Raw genomic sequence first — 24,612 nt, forward strand, 5'->3', positions numbered from 1 at the left:
CAAGCGCATGGGACAGCGGCATGGACGAATCGTCGGCGCAGCGAGAGGCGCGTGGCTCTCGACTCAGGCGCTGCGCGCGGCCTATGCTTGATCCCAGCGGCGGCGCGGCCTTTCCGGCAAGTCCGCCGCTGGCTTACGGTGCGCTCATGCGGCGGATCGCGTTTTCTCTTGTCGCCGCCTTCGCGGCGTATTTTGCGCAGCCGTTGTGGCGCGCCACGCAGAACGCAATCGCCGAGACAAGAGCCAAACCAAGCTCGATCAGCTTTACGCCAAGCGAGTTGGCGGCGGACCGCGACGGCGCGAGCCTCATCGCCGTGCCTGCGCCAGGCCGCTATTCGATCCGCGCAAAGAGTCCCTCCGGCGCGCGCATCGAACTCGTCGACATGATCGCCGGCCCGCTTGACTCAAGCGGCGCGCCCGGCCTGCGCGACGGACGCATCGACGCGCTGCTCGATAAGGGCGTCTATAAGCTACGCGTTTTCGGCGTGAAAGGCGCGAGCGGCAAGGCCGCGCTCTCCGCGCAGGCGTTCGTCGAAGCCGGCCCGTCGAAGCCGACGCTCGCGCCAGGGCGCATCCAAAGCGGTGAACTCGGCGATCTGCAGCAACGCTCCTATTCCTTCGACGTCGGCGCAGAGGGGCGCGTGAGCCTTGAGGCGATCGGCCGGGCGCTCAGCGACCTGCGCGTCTGGCGTAGCGACGGCGAACTCGTCGATCTCGCCTTCGAGCAGGAGACGGTCGAAACAAAGCCGGGCCGCGCGATGAATCGGCTGCGTGTTGAAGGCGCGCTGGAGCCGGGGCGCTATGTCGTCACCGCCTATGGCGGCGAAAAGCTTGTCTGGGCGCAAGGCGACGCAGGGCAGCCCTTCCTGCTGCGCCTTGAAGAGCCGGCGCTGCTCGCGGCGGGCGTCGCCGAGGGCGTGATCGGCCCCTTCGGCGCCGAGCGTTTCGACGCGCCGGCAAGCTATGACGCCTTTCGTCTCGACCTCGCGCAGACGACGCCTGCGCGGCTTGAAGCGCGGCGCAATGAAGTCAAAGAGATTGCGACAATCTCGAAGAACAGCCGCACGCCCTCCGCGAACCTTCGGCTCGCGTCCGACGGCAAGACAAACGCGCATATTGAAGTCTCCGGCTACGAGGGTCAGGCGTTCACGCTGCGTGGGCTGCGCCAATCGGACCGCGAAACATTCGAAGCGTCTGGACCGCATCTCGTCAGCGTCGATCTTGCCGGCGACGGCGGCGACGAAGCGCCGGCGACGGCGCTCTTCGCGCGCACAGAGAAGGACGGCAAGACGCGGGTGATCGCCTCGGACGCGCCGCGCATCGGCGCCGGAAAAGCGTGGCGCGGAAAATTCAATCTCTTCGGACCGACGTCAATTCTCTTCGAGGCGACGCGCGATGGACTTGTCGCGATCGATGCGAAAGGCGTCAAGGTCGACGCTTCGATCGAACCGGCGCTTGGCGCGCTGGCGCCCCGCGCTGGCGGCAAGGACTCCTCGCGCTACGATCTCCAGGCGGGCTATTATTTTCTCAAGCTCGAGCCGAAGGGCGATTCCGGCGGCGTGATCGACGTGACGCTCGGCCCGCCCGGGCTCTCAGTATCTGCGCCTGCGTCGGCGCCTTCACGCTCCACGATTTCCTTCGGGACGCAGACTCTCGAAAGGGACAGCTCCTATCTCATCCTGACGAATGTCGCGCCGCAGCTCTTAACCGGGCCGCGCGTCGTCGCGCTTCCCGTTGAGCTCGACAAGGCGCCATTGGCGCTCTGGCAGGACGCAGGCAAAGACATTGCGCTGCCGGCGCGGCTGCCCAAGACCGGCAAGGTGATTGCGCGCGATGGGCATAGCGCCGATGTCGCGCTGACCCTCATCGATCACAAGGATGAGAATGAGCAGCGCCTGGCGACAATAAAGATCGCGGCCTCCGAAAAACCGCGCGCGCTGGGCCTCATCTTCGTTCCCGAATCGACGCCGGCAAAGGTGGATGAAGCAGGCAAGCCTGCGCCAACGACGCTATCCGCCACGCTCGCGCGGCCGGCTTTTTTTGATCTTGGCCGCGACGAAACGAAACGCATGCGCTTCGACGTACCGCAGGGCGGACTCTACCGAGTCGAAACGCTCGGGCGCATGAAGACGGCGCTGCGCGTCGGCGCGAATGTCTCGCCGCGGCTTGGCGAAGGCGAAGCGAATGGGCCTGGCGACAACGCGCTGGTGACGACGTTTCTGCGCGCCGGCGGCTATCGCGCGGCCGTCACCGCGAAAGAGTCCTCTGGCCATTTGGGGCTTGCCGTATCACCCGCGACGCTCGCGCCGACGGCGAAACTCGTCGATGCGGGAATCGCGCGCGCCACGCTCGATTCCGGCAAGGGCGCGATCGTGCCGATCGAGATCACACGAGAGGGCGAATATCGCATCGAGCTTCTCGGCCTGAAGCAGAAATGGCGCGCAAGACTGGAGGACGCCGACGGCTGGCCGCTCGCAGCGCCGGGCGAAATGCAGCGAGTCACACGGCGGTTCGAGAAAGGCGCCTATCGGCTGGTCGTCATGCCGAGAGACGTCGAAGCGCGCATGGTTGCGCGAATGACGCCCATCGTCGCCGCGAAGGCGCTCGAAGGCCACGGCCCGCATCCCCTGCCCTTCGGCAAAACGCAGAAACTGCAATGGCGCGAGCCGCAGGCGCGCGATGCGCCGCGCGCGCCCGACGTCTGGCGCTTCGTGCTCTCGGGCGACGCGGAGATTGATCTTTCGATCGGCGAAGGCATGGTTGGCGAAATATTCAAAGGCGAGAAGGAGAGCGTCGGCAAGGTTGCTGCGGGCAGGCCGTTCAAATCGAAGCTGCCTTCGGGCGACTATCGAGTTGAGGCGCGAAGCCTCGCCCATGACGATCGCCTCGACTACGAAATTTCACTCGATTCGAAGGAATTGCAGCCAGATGCGCGGCGCGCGGTTCAGCCGCCGACGCACGTCGATTTTTCTCTGGCGAATGACAGCGTCGTCGACGTTGCGAGCTTCGGAGACATCGAAACAATCGGCGTGATGAAAGACGGTAGGGGCGACGTGATCGAGCGCCTGCAGCCGCGCGCCGACGATTGGAATGTCGCGCTGTCGCGACGCCTGCCAGCGGGAAATTACCGGCTCGAACTCGAACGACTCGGCGCACAGCCAAGCGCCCCAGTGGAGACTGAAGAAGCGCCGCGCGAGGAAACCGAAGAAGTCTCCAATGAAGGAGAAGCTGCGCAAAGCGAGGACGCGCCTCTCAGCGGCGTCGAGCTTCGCCTGGCGCTGCCCATTGAGAAGAATGACGGCGCGTTGACGTTCTCGGGCGAGAAGACGCTGAACGGCGTCGGCGCGCATGTTCTTTCCCTCGCGCCGGCGCCCGCCGGGAGTCTCGCGCTGATCGCGGCGCGTTCGGAAGCCGACGTCGCCATCTCGATCGAACGGCGCGACGCCGACGGCCAATGGCGCGCCATCGGCGTCGAGCGCGGGCGCGCGCCCGTCGCGGCATGGCCTGCGGCCAACGACGGCGAACTGCGCGCGGTGGTCTGGGCGATCGGCGGCGAAGACGCGCCGATCACGCTGGCCGCCCGGGCGGTCGAACGGCGCGCGCGCCAACTTGGCGACGTCCGCCTTGATCCGGTCGACGGCGTCGCCGGAGTCTGCGTCGCCAAGGTTGCGACACCCGACGCGGCGCTCGTAACGCTGGCGACGCGGGACGACATCGCCGCCGGCTCGATGGCGGGGACATTGTTGCGCGCGGCGCGCTCCGGACCGCTCGCGCCGCAAGCGCAAGAACTATGGCTGATGAGCCGCGGCGACTGCGCCACCCGGGTCGACCTCGCCGCTTTCGACTGGAAGGGCGCAGAGATTTCGCTCGACATCGGCGAAGGCGAGCGTGCGCATCTCGTTCCGCTCACGCCAGCCGCCGGCAAGCTGCGGCTATGGCTCGCGCGCTCCGCCTTCGCGCAGCCGGCGCTTGATGGCGGACGCGGCGTCGGCGTGGCGAAGGGCGCGGCGCTGGCGCTTGCCGGCGACACGCCGCTGGCGCTTTGGAACGGTGAAGGCAGCGCGCCGATGCGCGTCGCGCTTGGCGCCATTGACGTCGAGACGCGGCCAGCGATCAAAGGCGGCGCGTTGTTCGCTGGAATCATCCCGCCGATGAGCGCGCAGCCCATCGATATGGATGAAGCCGCTGGGCCGCTCGCGCTCGATCTTGCGGGCGGACTCGCCGCCTTTGCGCAGCCGCGCGCCGTCTTCAGCGACGGCGCCGCCACGTCGCGCCTTCTACATGGCGTCAAATCGCGCGTGCTTCTCGTCAATCTGACGCAAACGCCGCTGCCGGCGCGCATCGCACGCGAGCCGGGTGAGAGCAGACAACTCAACGCAACGCGCGCATTCACGCGCTTCTTCCCTTCGGCCGGCCAGATGTCGCTGCCGCTCGACGCGCAGATGAATGACAGGCTGATCCTCAGCGGCGCGCAGGCGACCGTCATATCCAACAGCGGCCGTGTTTCACGCGGCGCCAACATCGCGCTCGACGGCGCCGGCGAAGCGATCATCGAGCACGGCCCCGGCCTCGTCGCCTTTTGGATCGAGCGCGCCGGCGCATCACCCTGGCCGGCGCCGGCGGCGCGCGCGCTCAATCCGCCGCAGCGCGTGGCGCTGGAGGGCGCGGCGATGCGCTTTTCGATCAAGGGCGACAAACCTGTGCTGTTGAGAGCGACAGGCGGAGCGCCGGCGATCGTCGGTTTCACGCAGAATGGCAGGCGGGAGACGCTCGCCTTCGCCAATGGCGTCGATCTTCATCGCTACATGACGCCGGGCGAATCGACGCTCGACATTTACGCGCCCTATGACGGCGTGCTGTCCGGTATGCTCGATATTTCGACGCAGCCCGTCATCGAGGCGCATGAAGGCGTGAATGACGCGGTGGCGGTTTCGCCCGGCGCAAGCGCGCTCTTCAGCTTCGAGGTGAAGGAGGCGCGCGACGTCGGACTCGGCGTGCGCGCGGAACCCGATCGCGTCAGCGCGCGTCTCATGGATGCGCAAGGCAAGACGCTCGGCGAAGGCGTCGCGCAAACCATGACGCTTTCGCCCGGCCGGTATTTTATCGAGGCGCGCACGCCCGCCGACGCGCAGGCGACGACGGTCCGTGCGGCGATCGTCGGCTTGTCGCCGCCTGTGAACGCGCCGCCGGCGGAGATCGTTACCGAACTGCTCGACAAAGCCGGCATGAAGAAAAGCAAGGCGCAATGACTTCGAAAGGCGCGGCGATGAAAAACATTCTGCTTCTCTCTCTCTGCGCGCTCCTTGCCGCGGCGACGCCGCTGCGCGCCGAAGTCCCGCCCGTGTTCGATCGCGCGCAACGCGCCGATGGCGCGCGCGTCGCGCCCGATCGATTTTTGCGCGCTTATGATCCGGTGACGGTCTTCTTCCCTAGCGACACCGGGCCGAAGGCCGGCGGCGCGGAAGACACGCCGCAGAAATATGTGACGATGATCCCGCAGCCTGCCGGCGAATGGCGCTGGCTCGGTCCGCGCGCGCTGCAGTTTCGTCCCGCCGACGCCTGGAAGCCGCTGTCGCGCGTGAGCGTGAAACTCGGTTCGGCGGACACGAAACTCGTCGCATTGCTGCCGACGCCGCGTTCCACCAATCCCGCCGAGGGCGCCGATCCGCAACTCGAACTGACGCAGATCGCTCTTCTCTTCGCTGAGCCGGTCGACGTCGCCGCGCTGACGCGGCTGCTCACGATCGAAGTTCGTCCCGCGCCCGGCGTGTCGCCGCAAGGCGGACAAATGCTCAGCGCTTCGGCCTATGAGATCCGCGCGCTGGAGCGGGGCGAGCGCGCCGAGGAACAGACCTACGTCATCCGCTTCCGTGAACGGATCGCCGACGGCCGCGTCGCGATCCTGCGGCTGCGGCTTTCCGACGAAGCCGGACTCGACGACCAGACCTATGAATTGCGGCTGCGCACCGCACCGCCCTTCGCGGCGACTGAGGCGAGCTGCGGCCACGGCTGGAGCGACGACCGCGCCGAAAACGTGCTGCGCTGCGCATCCTACCTCACGACGCCGGAGAGCAGCGAAGAGGAAGGCGACGCCGCCGCCATCCCCTATGCGCCGGCGAGCAAACGGCAGCTCACGCTCTCCTTTAATGCGACGCCCGAGACGATCGACATTCTGCGCGCGCGCGAGGCGTTGCGGATCACGCCGCCCGTCGACGATCTTGCCGTCGAAACCGACGGCAGGCGGCTGCGTCTGGTCGCCAAATTCCTGTCGGACCAGATTTACGAACTCTCCATCGCCGAAGGCGCGCTGAAAGATTCGCAAGGACGCGCGCTGGCGAGCGCCTTCTCGCAGCGCTTCGCCTTCACGCGCGACGCGCCGGCGCTGCAATGGGACGCGGGCTATGGCGTCGCCGAGCGTTTAGGCCCGCAACTTCTGCCGCTGCGCGGCCGCGGCTATGATCGCGCCGACATCCGCATCCATGCGATCGATCCGCTGTCGCGCGACTTCTTCCCCTTCCCGGCGCATGGCGTCGAAACGAGTGATTCCGACGCGCCGCCCCTGCCCGGCAACGAGCCGAAGTCCTGGAGCGAGACCGCCAACATCGAGGCCGACGCGATCAAGCAGCGCGTCAAGTTTCTTGGATCTCCCGCAGTGTCGCGGCTCGTAGATCTGCCGATCCGCCGCAATGGTCCGGACGCCAAATTCGGCGTCGATCTCAAGGAAGATTTCGCCAAAGTCAGCGGCCGCGATCAGCCGGGGACCTATCTCGTCGGCCTGCGCGCGGTCGATGACGACAAGCGCCGCTGGCTGCGCGTGCAGATCACCGATCTCTCGCTCTCGGCCATCGAAGAGCCGACGCGGGTGCGTTTCGCCGTCACGTCGCTGTCGACGACGCAGCCCGTAAGCGGCGCGCAAATCCGCGTCGAAGGGATCAAGGACGATAAATTCGTTACGCTCGCGAGCGGAACGACCGACGCTTCCGGCTTCTTTTCGTGGACGCCCGACAAGCGCGGCGCCGGCGAAGCGCGCCGCATCGTGGCCAACAAGGGCCTCGACACGCTCGTCATCGACCCCAACAGCGCGCCTTCGGAATATTCGCGAGAAATATGGTCAAAGCCGGAGTCGGAATGGCTCGCCTGGACAAGCGAGGCGGATCAGCCGCGCGCCGAAAAGCCGCGAACGCTCTGCCATCTCTTCTCGGAGCGGCCGATCTATCGGCCGGAAGAATTCGCGCACATCAAAGGCTTCGTGCGCAGCTATCGCGGCGGGGCGCTGAGCCTGACGAAGACCGGCGGAACGCTTGTCGTGACAGGTCCCGCCAATCAGGAATGGCGCATTCCGGTGAAGCTCGACTCCGCCGGCGGCTTCTATCACAAATTCGACGCGCAAACCCAGGCGACCGGCGACTATTCGGCGCGGTTTGAACCGGATGCGCCGAAAAAGTCGAAGAAGGCCGAAGCGCAGAAGACCGAAACGGAAGAAGCCGCTGAGGGCGAGAGCGAAGCGGCCGAGCCCGCTCAGGACATTTCCTGCGGCCAGTTCACCTTCAAGAAAGAAGCCTATCGTCTGCCGACGTTTGAGGTCGTGCTCAACGCGCCGCAGACCGTTGCGCTCGACGGGACCTTCGACGTCGATCTCCTCGCCCGCTATTTCGCTGGCGGACTTGCGGCGGAACGTCCCGTCAAATGGCGCGCCGCGCAGTTCCCGCATGTCTTTACGCCGCCCGGCCGCGAAGGCTTTCTCTTTTCGACCGACGCGCGCTTCTCCGGCGAGGGCAAGTTCAAGTCGACGGCGGTTCTGGAGCGCGATCAGCGCACCGACGCCGGCGGCGCCGCGCGCATGACCTTCGACACCGCGATCGAGCCGACCGCGCAGCCGCGCCGCTACTCCATCGAAGCGACGGTGACGGGCGACGACGGAATCGAAGTGCGCAATGTGCAGAACGTCATTGCGCTGCCGCCCTTCGTGCTCGGCGTGAAGACGCCCCGCTATGTGGAACGTCCTGGCGCGGTGACGCCGGAGCTCATCGCCATTGACGGCAAGGGCGAGGCGGTCGTCGGTCTGGAGATGACGCTGCGGCTCATCAAGCGCAACTGGATTTCAACGCTGCAGGCGTCCGACTTCGCACAGGGCGCGGCGAAATATGTCACGCAGACGCAGGACGACGTTCTGATCGAACGCAAGGTGACGAGCGCCAAGGAGGCGCAGAAAGTCGAATTGGCGACGCGCGACGCCGGCGTCTATGTCGTGCAGCTCGAAGCCTATGACAGGCTCAAGCGCCGGCAGCAGGTGAGCGTCGACTTCTTTGTCGGCGGCGATACGCCCGTCACTTTCGCGCGGCCGCCCGCCGAATCCGCGACGATCACGACCGACAAGGACAAATATGCGCCGGGCGAGTCCGCGACGCTCATCATCCAGTCGCCGTTCCAGAATGCGCGCGCGCTCGCCATCGTCGAACAGCCGAACGGCGTCTATGACTATGAGTTCGTCGATATCAGCAATGGTTTCGGGCGCTATACGCTGCCGGTGAAAAAGGAGCAGACGCCGAAGCTCGCCGTGCATTTTCTGATCATGCGTGGACGACTGAAGGATGCGCCGCCGCAGCCGACGGCGACCTTCGACCAAGGCAAGCCCGTCACCATCGCGGCGACGAAATGGATCGAGGTGACGCCGGTCAAGAACATCGTCAATGTGAAGATCGACCATCCGGCCAAGGCGCGCCCGGGCGACGCGGTCGAGGTCGCCTTGCGGCTCTCCGACGACGCCGGCAAGCCGCTTTCCGGCGAAGCGACCTTCTGGATGGTCGATCAGGCGGTGCTGTCGCTCGCCAAGGAACGCCCGCTCGATCCCCTGCCCGACTTCATCGTCGAGCGCGAAACCAAAATGGCGGCGCGCGACACGCGCAACATGGCCTTCGGCGTCATTCCGCTCGAGGAGATCGCCGGCGGCGACGGCGACGAGCTGCAGGAATGGGGCGCCGAGAACAATATTTCCGTGCGCAAGAATTTCACGCCTGTGCCGATCTATCTGCCGAGCGTGAAGATCGGCCCCGATGGCGTCGCCAAAATCAAAGTGCAGCTTCCCGATACGCTGACCGTGTTCAAGCTGCGCGCCAAGGCGGTGAGCGGGCCGGATCGTTTCGGCGCGGCGGGCGGCGAGATGCTGATCCGTCAGGCGCTCGTCGCGCAGCCGGCGCTGCCGCGCTTCATTCGGCCAGGTGACGCCTTCGATATCGGCCTCGTCGCGCGCATCGTCGAAGGACCCGGCGGCGCCGGCAAGGCGTCGATCACGGCGCCGGCCCTGACGCTCTCGGGCGAGACCAGCCGCAAGATCGAATGGACGCAGAATAAGCCCGTGCGGATCGATCTGCGCGCGGCGGCGCCAGCGCAACTCGCCGGCGATGCGACGCTCGGCTTTCGCATCGAACGCGACGCCGACCGCGCGAAAGATGCCGTCGAAATCGCCCTGCCGGTGAAGCAGGATCGCGAAGCGACGCGCCGCTTCGAATTGGTCGAGATCGCGCCCGGCGAAACCAAGACGCTTGCTCCCGCTGGCGAGCAGGCCCGGCCGGGCAGCTTCTCGCGCGAGACGATCGTCGCCGCCGATCCGTCGATCGTGAAGCTCGTCGCCGGGTTGAACGCGCTTGTCGAATATCCCTATGGCTGCACCGAGCAACGGCTGTCGCTCGCGCGCGGCGGGCTGGCGCTGAAAAGCTTCGGGCCGATTCTCGCGGCGGCGGGGCTCGAGGATCGCGTCTCCGCAAATTTGAAATCGACGGCGCAAATCATCGATCAGTCGATCGACGCGGACGGGCTCGTCGCCTTCTGGCCGCGCGCGCGCGGCAATGTCTCGCTGACCGCCTGGTCTTATGATTTCCTCGCGCGGGCTGACCGCGCCGGAGAGCCGATCGACAAGACGCTTCTGGATCGTCTCGCCAATATCCTGAAATTGTCGCTACGCTCCGATTATCCGCGACTGCTGTCGGGCGATGAATTGCGCGAGCGCGTCGAGGCGCTTTCGGCGCTGGCTGAAGGCGGCAAGCTCGACGACTCCTATGTCGCCGAATTTTCGCGGCGCGCCGATTTCCTGCCCAATCTCAGCGTCGCGCAGATGGCCGCCGCCGCCGCGCTTCTGCCCAATGTCGATCAGCGGGCGGTCGCGGCGCTCATCGACACGATGTGGAGCCGCGTCAAATTCGCCAGCCGCAATGGCGTTCAGGTCTATGCGGGACAGGCCGCTGAAAGCGCCTCGCCGATCATTCTGCCTTCCGAGACTCGCAGCCTCGCTGAAATGGTGCGCGCCGCGGCGCTCACCGCCTCGGGCGATCCGCGCGCCAATGCGCTGCGCGACGCGCTGCTGCTGCTTGGCGAAGGCGATGGCTGGGGAACGACGAACGCCGACGCCGCCGCGATCGAAGCGCTGGCCGAGGGGTGGCGGCGGCCGACCGCAGCGATCGGCGTGACCTTCAATGATGGCGGACAGGATCGCGTGCTGACGCTCGACGCCAATACGCCGGTCGTGCGCCATGTCTCCAGCAGCGACGCGCCGCTGAAGATCGCCAACGGCTCCAACGCGCCGCTCGTCGCGATGATCGAGACAAGCTACATGCCGGCGGAGCCGGGCGCGAAGGCTCAAGCGACGAGCGACGGCTTTACGATCACGCGGCAGGGCTGGCGCATCGAAAGCGGCAAGGCCCCGGAAAAGATCGAAGCTCGCGACGGCGTTTTGCAGGTGAAGCAGGGCGACCTCATCGAAGAGACGGCCGAAGTGGTCAATCCCGAGGATCGCACGCATATCGCGATTTCGATCCCGCTCGCGGCGGGCTTCGAGCCGCTCAATCCCAATCTCGCTACGGCGCCTGCCGAAGCGCAACCCTCAATTGCGCCGACGCTGCCGCCGACCTGGGTCGCCTTTGGCGATGACCGGGTGTTCTACGCCTATGATTCGCTGCCGAAGGGCACCTACCGCTTCGCCTTTCGCCTGCGCGCGCAGACGGCGGGCGCCTATACGCAGCCGCCGGCGCTTGTCGCGGCCATGTACAAGAAGGGCCTTCAAGCGACCAGCGCGGGCGCGAAAGTGGAGATTGAGAATCAATGACTGTTGGCGACGCTGCGCCGACGCGCGCCTTCTCCCGCTTGCGGGAGAAGGCGTCATGCGAAGCATGACGGATGAGGGTCACTGGGTTCGCCCTCACCCGACCCCGCTTCGCGGGGCCACCCTCTCCCGCAAGCGGGAGAGGGTTCGCGAACTGCATCTTTCTTGCTCTTATCGCGACATTGATCGCAACCGCCGCCTGGCTCTCGCACGCGGCGCTGTCGCGCGCCGAGCTCGTCGCGCCGCGCGCCAGCGCCATCGTCTATGACCGCAACGGCGCCTTTCTCACGCAGATCGGCGAGAAGACTCGCGATCCCGCGACGAACGCGATGCGCGTCGACTATGGCTACTGGCCGCTCGCATCCATTCCGCAGCGCATGGCGCGGGCGACGCTCGCTCTGGAAGACCGCCGCTTCTACGATCATTTCGGCGTTGACGTCCGCGCGCTGGCGCGCGCCGCATGGCGCAATCTGACCTCACGCGGCAGACGCGAAGGCGCCTCGACGATCGCCATGCAGGTTGCGCGGATGCAAACGGAGAGGCCGCGCAGCTTCGCCGAAAAGCTGATGCAGGCGGCGACGGCGCTCGCCATCGTCGCGCGCCACGGACGCGACGCGACGCTCGCGCATTATCTGCGCCTCGCGCCCTATGGATTGAACGGCCATGGCGTCGCCTACGCCGCGCGCTTTTATTTCGACAAGCCGGTTGAAGACCTCTCCTGGGCGCAGGCGGCGCTGCTCGCCGCCATTCCGCAATCGCCAGGACGGATGAACATCACGCGCGAGGCTGGCCTTCGACTGGCGGCGGCGCGCGCGCGTCATGCGCTCGCGCGGCTCGAAGACGAAGGCGCGCTCGACGCCGCGCAGGCGGCGCTGGCGCGCGCCGAGCTCGATCATATGCGTCCGCTCGACGCCAAGCGGCGTCCCGAAACTCTGCATCTGGCGCTGCGCTACGAAGCGCTCGCGCGCGACGGCTTGGCGCGGCCGGTCGCGGAGGGCGATCGGCGCATCAATGCGACGATCGATCTGGCGGTCGAACAGGACGTCCTGCATCTCGCCCGCCGCTATCTATCGTATTTCCGCCGCCGCGGCGCGCGGCAAGTCGCGGTGATGGTCGTGGAGCGCGGAACGAACGCCGTCATCGCCGACGTCGGCTCCTCCGACTACAACGACCCGCAGGCCGGGGCCTTCGATTTCACCCGCGTGCGGCGTTCTCCCGGTTCGACGCTAAAACCCTTCATCTATGCGCTGGCGTTCGAGCGCGGCGTTCTCAAAACGACGGATCTCTTGAACGATATTCCCGAAGGCGCCTCCGGCGTATCGAACGCCGACGGACTCTATCTTGGACCGCTGACCCCGCGTCAGGCGCTCGCCAATTCGCGCAATGTGCCGGCGACAAATCTGCTGCGGCGCGTCGGGCTTGAGGCGAATTTCAATTTCCTTCGCGACCTCGGCCTGCACGATCTCGAAACGCCGGCGGAGAGTTTCGGGATTTCCATGGCGATCGGCGCCTTGCCGACCCGGCTTGAAGACATGATGCGCGCCTATGCCGCGCTCGCGGACGACGGGATCATGCGCGACCTTGCGTTCACCCGCGACGAATCGCGACGTCCGGCGCGGCGCGTCTTGTCGGTCGACAGCGCGCGGCTGATCGCCTCGATGCTCGCCGATCCGCAGGCGCGGCTTCCCTCTTTTCCGCGATACGGGCCGCTCGAATATCCCTTCGCCGTCGCCGTGAAGACCGGCACGTCGCAAGCCTATCGCGACGCCTGGACGATCGCCTATTCGCATAAATTCATCGTCGGCGTGTGGCTCGGGCGCGGCGACGCCGGCGCGATGCGCGCGATGACGGGCGTTTCATCGGCCGCGCGGCTAGCCCACGCCGTGCTGGCGAAGCTGCATGACGCGAAACCCGGAGACATCGCGCCCGAAACTTTTGCGCCGCCGCCGGGACGCATCGCCATCGATCTCTGTCGCGCTGGCGATGGCGCCGACTGCGCGCAGACATTGCGCGAATGGGTGAAGCCGGAAGACGCCGATTGGAGCCAGACGCAACATCCGCGTCCTCATCCTGAGGAGCCGCGAAGCGGCGTCTCGAAGGATGTTCCGGAAACGGCGCCCTGCGCTCCGCCAGCCTTCGAGGCGCGCCTTTCCGGCGCTCCGCAGGGGGAGAAAGCGGATCGAGCGTGCGACTCGCCAGCAATGAGCGCCGCGCCGCTCGTCATCGCGACGCCGGAGCACAACACGCATATCTGGCGAAACCCGGAGCAGCCTGAGCGCTTCAACCGACTCGCATTGAAGCTCGCGCCAACAGGCGCAGATGCGCAGATCGTCTGGACGATCGACGGCGAGCCCTTCGCCACCGCGCAGGCGGGCGAGACCGTGTTCTGGCCGATGACGCCTGGCAGACATCGCATTCAGGCGCGGCTGGCGCTCGCCCCGGTCGCGTCTCGCGCAGTGAAGATTGTGATCGAGTGAGGGGTCTTTATCATCTCTGTCGATCTCGACAGGCTGACGGCCTGATCGGGATCTAGGGGAGCGTCATCATCACAGTACGGTTTTACTGGGTTCGTGAGCGCGCGTCGGAAATGACAGAACCCAAAGATTATCGCTCACCCCGCGGAAGTGATGCGCTCGATTTCCGCGCCGCAGCCGCGCAGCTTCTTCTCCAGCCGTTCGAACCCGCGATCGAGATGATAGACGCGGTTGATCGTCGTCTCGCCGCGCGCGGCGAGCGCCGCAATGACGAGCGAGACGGAAGCGCGCAGATCCGTCGCCATCACCGGCGCGCCATCGAGGTGATCGGCCCCCGTCACGATCGCCGTATCGCCTTCAAGCTTGATTTGAGCGCCGAGCCGCGCGAGCTCCTGCACATGCATGAAGCGGTTCTCGAAAATCGTCTCGGTGATGCGCGAAACGCCCTTGGCCCGCGTCATCAGCGCCATGAACTGCGCCTGCAGATCGGTCGGGAAGGCGGGGAAGGGCGCCGTCGTGACATCGACCGGCGAAATGCCGGCGCCATTGCGCGTCACCCGCAGCCCTTCATTCGTCTCGGTGATGCTGGCGCCGGCCTGCACAAGGGCGTCGAGCCCCGCCTGCAGAAGATCGGCGCGCGCGCCAGCGAGCAGAACGTCGCCCCCCGTCATCGCCACCGCCATGGCGTAAGTGCCCGCCTCGATGCGGTCGGGCATGACGGCGTGTCTTGCCCCGAAAAGCGAACCCACGCCCTCGATCTCGATCGTCGACTGGCCGGCGCCCTTGATGCGCGCCCCCATTTTTATGAGACAGTCGGCAAGATCCACGACTTCGGGTTCGCGCGCGGCGTTGCGCAGCACGGTGGTCCCGCGCGCGAGCGAGGCCGCCATCAGCGCCGTATGCGTGCCCCCGACGGTGACTTTGGGAAAGTCGATCTCGGCACCGATGAGACCATTCTTCGCCGAGGCGACGACGTAACCATTTTCGATGTCGAGTTTGGCGCCGAGCTTTTCCAGCGCCATGAGAAGAAGATCGACAGGGCGGGTGCCGATGGCGCAGCCGCCCGGCAGCGACACGCGCGCCTCGCCGCAACGCGCGACGAGCGGCGCGAGCACCCAGAAGCTGGCGCGCATGCGCGAGACGAGATCATAGGGCGCGGTGGTGTCGACGATTTCGCGCGCGGTGAGATGAACGGTGCGGCCGGCGTCGACGGACTCGCCGGTGCGCTTGCCGGCGATGGCGTAATCCACGCCATGATTGCCGAGGATGCGCTCGAGAAGCATCACATCCGCGAGGAGCGGCATGTTGGCGAGCGTCACGGTTTCGCGCGTCAGGAGCGATGCGATCATCAACGGCAAGGCGGCGTTCTTCGCGCCGGAAATCGGGATCACGCCATTGAGCCTGGTCCCGCCGACGATCTTGATCTTATCCATCACCCCTCGCTGTCGGTTTTCGAGTCCTCGCCGTGTTTCGCTGGCGCCTGGTCCCGCAGCGTGCGCTCGCGCGCCTTGCGACGGGCAAGATTGGCGCGCAAGGCGGCGGCAAGCGCCGCCTTCTTCTTCGGCTCGCTGTTAGACTTCGGGCTAAAATCCGCCCCTTTTGGGGCGCCCCTCCTGCCCTGCTCGTCGTTGTCTGTCATCGCGGTCGACTGCCCCCCGTGCAAAACTCCTGCGATTCTAGGGCCCTACCCGATTAAATCATCGCCCGCACGGCGAGCGTGGCGTTGATGCCGCCAAATGCGAAAGAATTCGAGAGCGCGACGCGAATCGGCATTTGGCGCGCGACATTGGGAATAGCGTCGACCGCGCATTTGGGGTCAGGCTCAAGGAAATTGATCGTCGGCGGGGCGATCTGATCGCGCAGCGCCGAAATCGTCACGACGAGCTCGAGCCCGCCGCTTGCGCCGAGCGCATGGCCGTGCACCGGTTTCGTTGACGAAACCGGCGGCGGCGCGTCGCCAAAGACGGCGCGCATCGCCAGGGACTCGGTGATGTCGTTGGCGTATGTCGCGGTGCCGTGGGCGTTGAGATAGTTGACGTCGCCGGGCTCCAATCCGGCGCTGTCGAGCGCAAGCCGCATGCAGCGCGACGGGCCTTCGACATCGGCGCGCAGCGGATCGAATGCGTCGCTCGTCGTGCCATAGCCGGCAAGTTCGCAGAGCGGCGTCGCGCCGCGCGCCAGCGCGCCTTCGAGCGTCTCCAGGATGAAGACAGCGGCGCCTTCGCCAAGCGTCATGCCGTTGCGCTTTGACGAAAATGGGCGGCAGAGATCCGGGGTGAGAACGCGCAGCGCCTCCCACGAACGAATCGAACCGTTGATCACGCAGGCTTCGGCGCCGCCCGCGATCGCGCGATCGGCGCGTCCCGCGCGCAGCATTTCAAAGGCTTCGCCGATGGCCTGCGCCGCCGAGGAACAGGCGGAGGCGAGCGCGAAGGTCGGTCCCTTGGCGCCGTAGCGCATGCCGAGAGTCGTCGGCGCGGCGCTCGGTATCAGGCGCGGCACGGTCAGCGTATCCGGACGGCCGTCGAGCTTATATTCGAGATAGGCGTTATTATCGATGGTCGTGGCGCCGCCGATTCCGGTGCCGATGATGACCGCCGTGCGCGGCCCGCCGACCGCCTTGCGCTCAAACCCGGCTTGCGCCAGCGCTTCATCAGCGGCGACGATGGAAAATTGCGTGAAGGGATCGCAGTAGGGGAGCAGTTCGGCTTCGAGATAGGCGGCGGGATCGAAATCCGGGACCTGCGCGGCGATCTTGATTCGCCCCACATAGGGGCGCTCGGATTTCAGCGGGCGCACGCAAGACACGCCGTCGCGCGCCGCGCGCCACAGCGGCGTCGCGCCAATGCCGGCGGCCGACACCGCGCCCATTCCGGTAATGACGATTCTACGCGCGGCGCCCTGTTGCGGCATCAATGTTCAATCCTTTGCTTGATTTCAACCGCGCGCGGCGACGCGCCGATCTTAAGAATCGTTTGAAGGTTTAATGAGGCGCGCGCCGGCGTCAAACGGCGGACCGCGCCGCAGACAAGCGCCGCCGTTCGCCCAAGACGCGCACAAGCCACTGTCTTTTCTGGATGTACGCTCTAATCAAGCAACTTCTTCAGCTCGGCGCGCAGGCCCTCCGCGACGTCCGGCCGCGCCAGCCCAAAAGCCACATTGGCCGCGAGAAATCCGAGCTTTGAGCCCGTGTCATAGGTGCGTCCGTCGAAGCGGACGGCGTGGAAGGGCCGCGTCTTCGCGAGATGAATCATGGCGTCGGTGAGCTGAATTTCGCCGCCAGCGCCTTTTTCATGCTTTTCGAGCAACCCGAAAATTTCCGGCTCCAGAATATAGCGACCGGAAATAATGAAATTACTGGGCGCGGTTCCCTGCGGCGGCTTCTCGACCATGCCGGTGATTTCGAAGGTCGAACCATAATCCTTGCCGCGCGCGACGATGCCGTATTGATGCGTCTCTTCCGGCTTCACTTCCTCGACCGCGATGATATTGCCGCCGTGCTTTTCGTAGGCCGCGACCGCCTCGGCGAGACAGCGCGCGTTCTGACCCTGCGCCGGAAGCGTGATCATGTCGGGCAGGAGCACCGCGAAGGGCTCGTCGCCGATGATGTCGCGCGCGCACCATACGGCGTGGCCGAGGCCAAGCGGCGCCTGCTGACGGGTGAAGCTTGTCGCCCCGGCGGCCGGCAGGTCCGACATCAGGGCTTCATATTCCTTGGACTTGTTGCGGCGGCGCAGCGTGTCCTCAAGCTCATAGGCCATGTCGAAGTGATCTTCGATGGCCCCCTTGCCGCGCCCGGTGACGAAAATGAAATGCTCTATTCCGGCTTCTCGCGCTTCGTCCACGACATGCTGCACGACCGGGCGGTCGACGACGGTCAGCATCTCCTTCGGCACGGCCTTGGTGGCGGGCAGAAAGCGCGTGCCGAGGCCGGCGACGGGGAAAACAGCCTTGCGAATGCGTTTGCTCATGGAGAAGCCCGTTGAGAGGTGAGACGGCGAAGGGGTGATAGCGGCGAATCGCTCCGGAGGCGACTCGCCGCAGGGTCGACCGAAGGCGGCTTGAAACTCGGCCGTTTAGCACGATTTGGCTGGATCGTAGAGTTCGCGACGCGAACGGCGCAAAAGACATGAGGCGTCAGGACTGCGGCGTGAACATCTGTCGAAGATACGAGAGGAAGGTTGCGGCATGACGGTTCTGGTTACGGGCGGCGCCGGCTATATTGGCAGTCATACGGTTCTCGAACTGCTCGACGCCGGCGAAGGTCCGCCCGTCGTGCTCGACGATTTATCCACCGGTTTTCGCTGGTCGGTTCCGGAGGGGACGCCGCTCGTCGTCGGCGATTTCGGCGACGCGGATCTCGTCGCCGATCTGATCGAGCGCCACCGCGTCGATGAGATCATTCACTTCGCCGCAAAGATCGTCGTTCCCGACTCCGTCGCCGATCCTCTCGGCTATTATCTCAACAATACGGCGAAAGCGCGCACCCTGCTCGCGACGGCCGTGGCGCGTCGCGTCAAACGCTTCATTTTTTCTTCGACCGCCGCCGTCTACGGCGACCCGCTGCAAAATCCGGTCAGCGAGGACGAGCCGTTGAAGCCGGTTTCGCCCTATGGGCGATCGAAGCTCATGGTCGAGTGGATGCTGGAGGATACGGCGCGCGCGCACGGCCTTGCCTATGTCGCCCTGCGCTATTTCAATGTCGCCGGCGCGGATCCGAAGGGGCGTTCGGGGCAATCGACGCCCGAGGCCACGCATCTCATCAAGGTCGCCGTGCAGACGGCGCTCGGCCTGCGCCCGAAGCTGCAGGTCTTCGGCGATGATTACCCGACGCCGGACGGCACATGCGTGCGCGACTATATCCAGGTCACCGATCTCTCGCGCGCCCATCTCGACGCCTTGCGTTATCTGCGCGACGGCGGCGCCAATCTCACCGCCAATTGCGGCTATGAGCGCGGCTTTTCCGTTCTCGAAGTGATCGAATCTGTGAAGCGGGTTTCCGGCGTTGATTTCGACGTCGAGATGGCCCCGCGCCGGCCCGGCGACCCCGCGGCGATTGTCGCGGCGAACGAAAGAATTCGCCGGACGCTCGGTTGGACGCCGCAGCATGACGACCTCGACGAGATCGTTCGCCAGGCGCTCGAATGGGAAAAGCGTCTGATCGCGCGCTGCGGCTGATGCCGCGCCGGAATCGTCCGCCCAACACTTAAGCGGTTTGTGAAGTTTTTGTTGCCGCTGACGCCGCGCAATGATACTTAAGCACATGCCTAAGCGTTCTGAGAGCCTCGATCGCATGTTCTCGGCGCTCGCCGATCCGACGCGGCGGGCCATGGTCGAGCGCCTTGCGCGCGGGCCGGCGAATGTCAGCGACTTGGCCAAGCCGCTCAACATGTCGCTGCCTGCGGTCATGCAGCATTTGCAGACTCTGGAGCGGAGCGGGCTTGTGACGAGCCGTAAGATCGGGCGCGTGCGCACTTGCCGCATCCAGCCAAAAAGATTCGACGCCGCGCAGGCGTGGCTCGCGCGGCAACGCGCGCATTGGGAGGCGCGCTTCGATCGTTTGGATGCGTTCCTGGAAAAAAGCGAGGATTAAGGATGGGCGATCAAAAACTGGACCTTGAAATTTCCCGCTTCGTGGCCGCCCCCCGCACGCGCGTCTGGAAGGCTTGGACCGACCCGGCGCTCTTGAAGGAATGGTGGTGCCCGCGACCCTGGACGACGGAGGTCCGCGCCTTCGACTTTCGTCCCGGCGGCGCCTTTCACACATTCATGCGCGGCCCGAATGGCGGAGAAAGCGACAATCCCGGCTGCTTTCTCGACATCGCGCCACAGGAGCGCATCGTCTTCACCTCGATGCTCGTCGGCGCCTGGCGTCCCGCGTCCCCCTGGCTCGCGTTCACCGCGATCCTGACCATGGCTGACGAAGGCTCCGGCACGCGCTACGTCGCACGCGTCATGCACAAGGACGACGCCGAACGCCGGCGGCACGAAGAGATGGGGTTCTATGACGGCTGGGGCGCATGCATTGCGCAGCTCGAAGAAGTGGCGCGGAATATTTCCTGAGGAGCACGCCCGCAGGCGCCGGCGAGCCCACGACGCAATTTTTCAAAAACGCGCTCTATGCTAGAGAGGGGCGACGCGGTCCCGTAGCTCAGCAGGATAGAGCAGCGGTTTCCTAAACCGAAGGTCAGGGGTTCGAATCCCTTCGGGACCGCCATTTGAAAACAGCAAGTTAGTTGAATATTTCAGAGCCCTATTTTCGCAAGTCGCGCTAGCGGGTATCCAATGGGGTAACCAGTCCTCCCGTTCCTTCCGCAAGCGATATGCTTTCCGCGAGCCGACCGATCAGCGGCGTCCCGACCGCGAAACCGAGGAGATAGTCGATGCGCGTCATGGTTCTTGTGAAAGCGACGCATGACAGCGAGGCAGGTCTCCTGCCATCGACCGAGCTCCTGGAGGCGATGACGAAATTCAACGAGGAGCTGGTCAACGCCGGCGTTATGCTCGCTGGCGAGGGCCTGCAGCCTTCCTGTAACGGTAAGCGCGTGGCGTTCAATGGCGCCGACCGAACCGTCTATGACGGCCCATTCGAAGAGACGGCCGAGCTAGTCGCCGGATTCTGGCTTTGGGAGGTCAAGGATATGGCTGAGGCGGTCGACTGGGTAAGGCGATGCCCCAACCCGATGCTCGGCCGGAGCGAGATCGAAATCCGTCCGCTCTATGAAGCCGCCGACTTCGGCGACGCCATGACGCCCGAGATCGCTGAAGCGGAACATCGGATCCGCAAGAGACTGTCGGACGTGTAGCGCGCCGGCCGGAGCGCCTCGCGCGATGCACCCTGCCCCTCCGACGATCGACGACCTTCGCGCTGAAGTGGGTTCCTCCGTCGAGTCTCGATAAAGAGACGCTGAGAAAAACCATGATTATACTCGAGACGTTACCCTTGCCGCAGTTCTGATATCCGACAGTTGGACGTTCAAGGCGAGCTGTTGCCGCATGACGCTGAAAACCGGCTCCTCCCCTCTGGGGTCCCGGATCGTCAAAATCGCCGTGAATGGCACGCCTTCCGGCGGCATTTCCTGGTTGTCAGAGCGAGAGAGATATTCGACAAGCAATCGCCACGTCGATGAGTTTCCTCGTCCCTTCTTTAAAGTGTCGCCGTATACTTTCACGGGACTCCATTTCAGCCCGTGTTCGATGCGCTCGGCTTCAAACGGATAATCTGAATTGGCCGAGGGCAGGTAGAGCGGCTTCAGCTGCCCCTTCCAGGAGGTTTTTCCGTTCGGTTTCGTCGTCTCTTGTTGCAGTGCGGCTTCTATATTGATCCGCACGAACTCCGCCCCGAATCTCTGGTCGAGAGGCGGGCTTGCGACCAATGTTAGTCGCGCCCCGCCTCGACATTTTCCGCTTTCGACCAAACAAGTCGGCCATGTGAACCCGAAATTCAGTTGCTTGTCGCGCATCAGGCGCGCGGCGAACACGAGCGTTATCTGATGATCGTCGCCCTCGAGAATGTCCGCCACCGCGTTCGGAACGCCATGCCCCGCAAGCTGGCGTCCGACTACGTCCAGCAGCTTATCTTGGAGCGGTCCCGGAGCCCTGGCATGGTGTGCCAACAGAGCGATTAATGTCTCGCGCGAAACATTGCCTTCAATCCCCGCATCGAGGAGCGCCGCCTGCTTGGCCAGGAACGGCGTCGCATAGCTGGTGCCGCAGCCGTCGGTGACGAGGCCATCCGATGACAATGAAAACAATCCGTGACCGACGCTCGGGTGCGGCGAGCCACTTCCCCCGATGAAGGCAAAGTCAGGTTTCACCAAAGCTCGCAGGCCTGGGCCGCGTCGCGTATAGCAGGCTGGCGCGTGCCCAATCGTTCCAGGAACACCGGGTGCGTTCAACGAACCGACAGAGACGTTACGGGCGCTTTCGGCGGGAACGAGGATCCCATCGTTCTGGCTTTCTGCCACCAGCTGGAGTGCCATCTCTGGCTGTTTAGGCCACTCTTTGCGAAGGGAAACGAGGTTTCCGGCAGAGATGAAAATGACAACGTCGTGCGCGTCTGCGATTTGATCGAATCGCGCCGCAACTTTGCTGTAGTAGTCGGGCGTAACGGCATTCTGAATATTTAGGCTGAAATTGAACACTCGCACGTTATGGCGAGTGCGGGCCTCGACGATTGCGTTCTCGACTTCGTTTAGGAACCCGGTCAGATCGCCATGATACGTCCCAAAGCCAGCATCTGTTGCGGGAAAAACCGCGACATCGAAAATCTCCATGCCGTCGGGATCATTACTTACGACCGCGCCGTTGAGTTGCGATCCAGCAACGAGAATTCCGCCGATGAAGGTCCCATGTTCCGCGTCGATATCTTCGTCGGCAAGCAGTCCCCATCGACCGATGATCCATTCGCCCAGCGCCGTGTCGCTCACACCGCCGTCGATAACACCGACCCTCGGCCAGGACCGCGTGGAAATGCGCTTCGGAAGCTCGACGCCATTGGGACGTCGGCGGCCCGTTTCCGCACTGCGCGTCACCACGCCCGGCAAATCAATCCGGCGAACGAGCGGGTGATGCTCGAGGAATGCGAGCAGACGCGCGTGTCTGTCTCGGCTTGGATCAAATGGCGCGACCTCACGAGCCTTTGTCGCGGGTTCCGGAGTCAATTGCACGCGCGGCGGCAATGCCGATTGTTCAAGGCGTACCGTCACATGCGGGCATTCCTTTAGCGTACGGCTCTCGCCTAATTCGACACGAAGCCCCTGACCGAGACGCTGGAGTCCAGCGACGAAGGACCGGAAGAGCTGTTGCCGGTTTCCGAGCGCATCCCAATTAGCTTGCGGCGGGGGAGCCTCGAATAGCTCGACTTCATATCGCCCGCCTGTCCGCGTGGAAGACAACCACACGACCGCTTGGTCCAGATCGAATTTCCTGCGATCTCCCGCACCATAGAGCTCGATCGACTCTATTGCGCCTGCCTCGCTACGACGACCGGTGGGATAGGGAACGTCTCTTCCCTTTTGTTTGTCGTATCGCCATTCGACGCGATCCTCCGCTCGCGCGATTTCTTGGCTGATGCGCGTCAAGGCGGTTGGCGTTGCTTCAACCAGGAGCTGACCCAAATCTAAGCCGCCGACGAGCGGCGTCCACTCCTCCCTAAAAAGCGCGTGCGTAGGGCGGTGACTCTTAGCCCATGCCTTTCGTCGAAGGATGACTTTCACGAAGCCTACTTGCCCGAACATCGGGGTCTGGCGTTCCAACTCGGCGACAATCGATTTGATTTGCGCGACGAGATGCTTGCGATGCGCAACGAAGCCTGCGTCGTCCCTTGCGAAGAAATCCGTCTTCGGTCCGCCGCCGCTTGGCTTGTCACGGTTCTCAGTGAAATTTTCCGCGTTCAAAATGACCTGGACGGGACTGGTCATTCGGCACCTTCCGCTTTTTTCTGTCGGGGATTGAGCTTACGGCTAATCGTGGACTTGTGCCTTCCAACGATCTCACCGATCTCTTCGATCGAAAATCCCAGCTCTGGCGTGTCGTGCAGCGAGGCCATCAATTCCTTTTCGTCGCCGAAAAGCAGTTTGCGGCGATCCACCCCGATTCTTCCGCTATTGAGAGTTGCGAACTGGCGAAACACGTCGAGAACGTCGCTATGTTCTTTGCCGCGCACGGCGCGCAGCTTCTTATAGTTTCGGACAAGCATTTCGATTTCCGCGCCAGTCGTTCCTTCCGTGAACCAGGCCAGCAACTTTAAATGCGCTTCCGGCGCTTGCGTCGGGATAATGAAGGCCCGCGCCATTTCGAGCCGAAGCGCGAAATCGGGTTTTGGGATTTCAAGCTGGACCTCGAAACGACGCCACACTGCAGGATCGAGCAGTTGCGGATGATTCGTAATCCCAATCGTGAAGCCTATGGTTTGCCGGCCATCGAGGCTCTGCAACAGCGCGTTCACGATGCGCTTGATTTCTCCGACCTCTTGCGGATCGTCGCGGAGCTTTGCCAGCGCGTCGAATTCATCGAGAAGCAGCAGGCAGCGATAGCGGTTTGCGAAGGCAAAGAGATTTCCAATATTGCGAGCCGAGGTGCCGAGGAACGAGGAAACTAGACTATCGAGACGGGCCACCAAGATCGGCAGCTCAAGCTGCTTGGCGATCCAAAGGGCGAGTCGTGTCTTTCCCGTGCCGGGCGCACCGTAGATTAAGCAAGTTTTCGCGGGTGACACGTCAATGGCTTCGAGAGCTTCGACGTGAAGCCATTCTTCCAGCAGGCTCCGGACGGCAGAAGTGACCCGCTCGTTGAAAAACGGCGGTTGTCCCGGAATTTGCTGGGGGAAGATGATTTGAGCCAACGGCGTCGAAGTTTCTCGATCCGTCGGAAGCGGCGTGTTCGGCGTCAGCGTTTCGCCCGGCACCATCGCCCGCGAGCGGGTTAGGCGGCTCGGGGCCATCTCTTGCGCTTTGTCCGCGTTCGTGAGCAGCGCCGACAGAGACGCAGCCTGTTTAGCATCGCCCGCCTCTCGCAGTGCGTCCCTCAATCGCTCGATCTGCTTCCTGGCTGCTGGGCTTGGCGTGGACATGGCCACCCGGCATAGCGCTTGAACAATTGGGAAGTGCTCCATCCCTCGACCTTTGTGCTTTCTTATGAGCGTAGTTGCACAATTGCACGCAATATCACGGCATGCAAGGCCAAATGTTGCATTTTCTCTATATATGTTGCGTGTATCAGCTATTTTGTTGCGTAGCGACCCCTCGTTCTCAATGCAAGCCGCCTGGAGCGTCCGCGTTCCTTGCGCACCGCTCGCCCTGCGGAATCCGTGGTTTTGTGGTGTGAAACACAGCAGCGCCTTATGCTATTTGGAGGACGAGCCGACTCCGCGCAGCAGCCCCTCAGTTGCCTATCCGGCGCCACGCCAAGGTGGTCGCGCAGACGATTGTCCGGGCGCTGACGAAGAAAGGCGCGTCGTCGCCGACGATGACGATTGGAACGTTATCGAACCCTCCCCGAGTTGAGTGACGGGTCCGCTTAGCGCCAAGAGCAGACACTACG

13 protein-coding genes and 1 tRNA gene are annotated in these 24,612 nt (G+C 64.4%); 8 read left to right on the forward strand and 6 right to left on the reverse strand.

Features of this window, described 5'->3' with window-relative positions:
- The first annotated feature begins 83 nt into the window (after nt 1-83).
- The 3 genes from ACPS74_RS06765 to ACPS74_RS06775 all read left to right on the forward strand — a co-directional run bounded on the left by ACPS74_RS06765 (nt 84) and on the right by ACPS74_RS06775 (nt 13,572).
- Nucleotides 84-5,249 (forward strand): hypothetical protein, encoded by a 5,166-nt coding sequence (locus tag ACPS74_RS06765; RefSeq protein WP_239753973.1) that lies wholly within the window; start codon nt 84-86, stop codon nt 5,247-5,249.
- Nucleotides 5,246-11,098 carry an alpha-2-macroglobulin gene (locus ACPS74_RS06770; RefSeq protein ID WP_051381783.1) on the forward strand — a complete coding sequence of 1,951 codons (5,853 nt, stop codon included), beginning with the start codon at nt 5,246-5,248 and terminating at the stop codon, nt 11,096-11,098. The genes ACPS74_RS06765 and ACPS74_RS06770 overlap by 4 nt, the downstream gene beginning before the upstream one ends.
- A 71-nt stretch (nt 11,099-11,169) precedes the next feature.
- Nucleotides 11,170-13,572 (forward strand): transglycosylase domain-containing protein, encoded by a 2,403-nt coding sequence (locus ACPS74_RS06775; protein ID WP_029650897.1) that lies wholly within the window; start codon nt 11,170-11,172, stop codon nt 13,570-13,572.
- A gap of 134 nt (nt 13,573-13,706) precedes the next feature.
- Here ACPS74_RS06775 and murA read toward each other — a convergent pair whose 3' ends face one another.
- The 4 genes from murA to galU form a co-directional block, all read right to left on the reverse strand.
- On the reverse strand, nt 13,707-15,002 hold the full coding sequence (gene murA / locus ACPS74_RS06780; protein ID WP_029650895.1) for a UDP-N-acetylglucosamine 1-carboxyvinyltransferase: 1,296 nt from the start codon (nt 15,000-15,002) through the stop codon (nt 13,707-13,709).
- Complete coding sequence (locus ACPS74_RS06785) at nt 15,002-15,208, reverse strand: hypothetical protein (protein WP_029650894.1); 207 nt, start codon at nt 15,206-15,208, stop codon at nt 15,002-15,004. The genes murA and ACPS74_RS06785 overlap by 1 nt, the downstream gene beginning before the upstream one ends.
- Nucleotides 15,209-15,261: 53 nt before the next feature.
- Nucleotides 15,262-16,482: a beta-ketoacyl-[acyl-carrier-protein] synthase family protein gene (locus ACPS74_RS06790; protein ID WP_029650893.1), complete on the reverse strand. Its 1,221-nt coding sequence runs from the start codon at nt 16,480-16,482 to the stop codon at nt 15,262-15,264.
- A gap of 173 nt (nt 16,483-16,655) precedes the next feature.
- Nucleotides 16,656-17,540 carry a UTP--glucose-1-phosphate uridylyltransferase GalU gene (galU, locus tag ACPS74_RS06795; protein WP_029650891.1) on the reverse strand — a complete coding sequence of 295 codons (885 nt, stop codon included), beginning with the start codon at nt 17,538-17,540 and terminating at the stop codon, nt 16,656-16,658.
- Nucleotides 17,541-17,757: 217 nt separating this feature from the next.
- Between galU and galE the strand changes: the two genes are divergently transcribed.
- From galE to ACPS74_RS06820, 5 genes are all read left to right on the forward strand, one after another.
- Nucleotides 17,758-18,747: a UDP-glucose 4-epimerase GalE gene (gene galE, locus ACPS74_RS06800; protein ID WP_029650889.1), complete on the forward strand. Its 990-nt coding sequence runs from the start codon at nt 17,758-17,760 to the stop codon at nt 18,745-18,747.
- A gap of 85 nt (nt 18,748-18,832) precedes the next feature.
- Complete coding sequence (locus tag ACPS74_RS06805) at nt 18,833-19,162, forward strand: ArsR/SmtB family transcription factor (protein WP_029650887.1); 330 nt, start codon at nt 18,833-18,835, stop codon at nt 19,160-19,162.
- Nucleotides 19,163-19,164: 2 nt separating this feature from the next.
- On the forward strand, nt 19,165-19,632 hold the full coding sequence (locus ACPS74_RS06810; protein ID WP_029650885.1) for an SRPBCC family protein: 468 nt from the start codon (nt 19,165-19,167) through the stop codon (nt 19,630-19,632).
- A 77-nt stretch (nt 19,633-19,709) separates the two neighbouring features.
- Nucleotides 19,710-19,786: transfer RNA gene (locus ACPS74_RS06815), tRNA-Arg, on the forward strand.
- 166 nt (nt 19,787-19,952) lie between these two features.
- Entirely contained in the window at nt 19,953-20,375 is a 423-nt protein-coding gene (locus ACPS74_RS06820) for a YciI family protein (protein WP_029650883.1), read from the forward strand.
- Nucleotides 20,376-20,492: 117 nt separating this feature from the next.
- Here ACPS74_RS06820 and ACPS74_RS06825 read toward each other — a convergent pair whose 3' ends face one another.
- Together ACPS74_RS06825 and ACPS74_RS06830 are read right to left on the reverse strand one after the other, a co-directional pair.
- Nucleotides 20,493-22,991: a S8 family peptidase gene (locus tag ACPS74_RS06825; RefSeq protein ID WP_029650882.1), complete on the reverse strand. Its 2,499-nt coding sequence runs from the start codon at nt 22,989-22,991 to the stop codon at nt 20,493-20,495.
- Entirely contained in the window at nt 22,988-24,142 is a 1,155-nt protein-coding gene (locus ACPS74_RS06830; RefSeq protein ID WP_239755403.1) for an ATP-binding protein, read from the reverse strand. Before ACPS74_RS06830 ends, ACPS74_RS06825 begins: the two co-directional genes overlap by 4 nt.
- Nucleotides 24,143-24,612: the final 470 nt, after the last annotated feature.

It is taken from the genome of Methylocystis sp. SB2, assembly GCF_049817085.1.
GTDB lineage: Bacteria > Pseudomonadota > Alphaproteobacteria > Rhizobiales > Beijerinckiaceae > Methylocystis > Methylocystis rosea.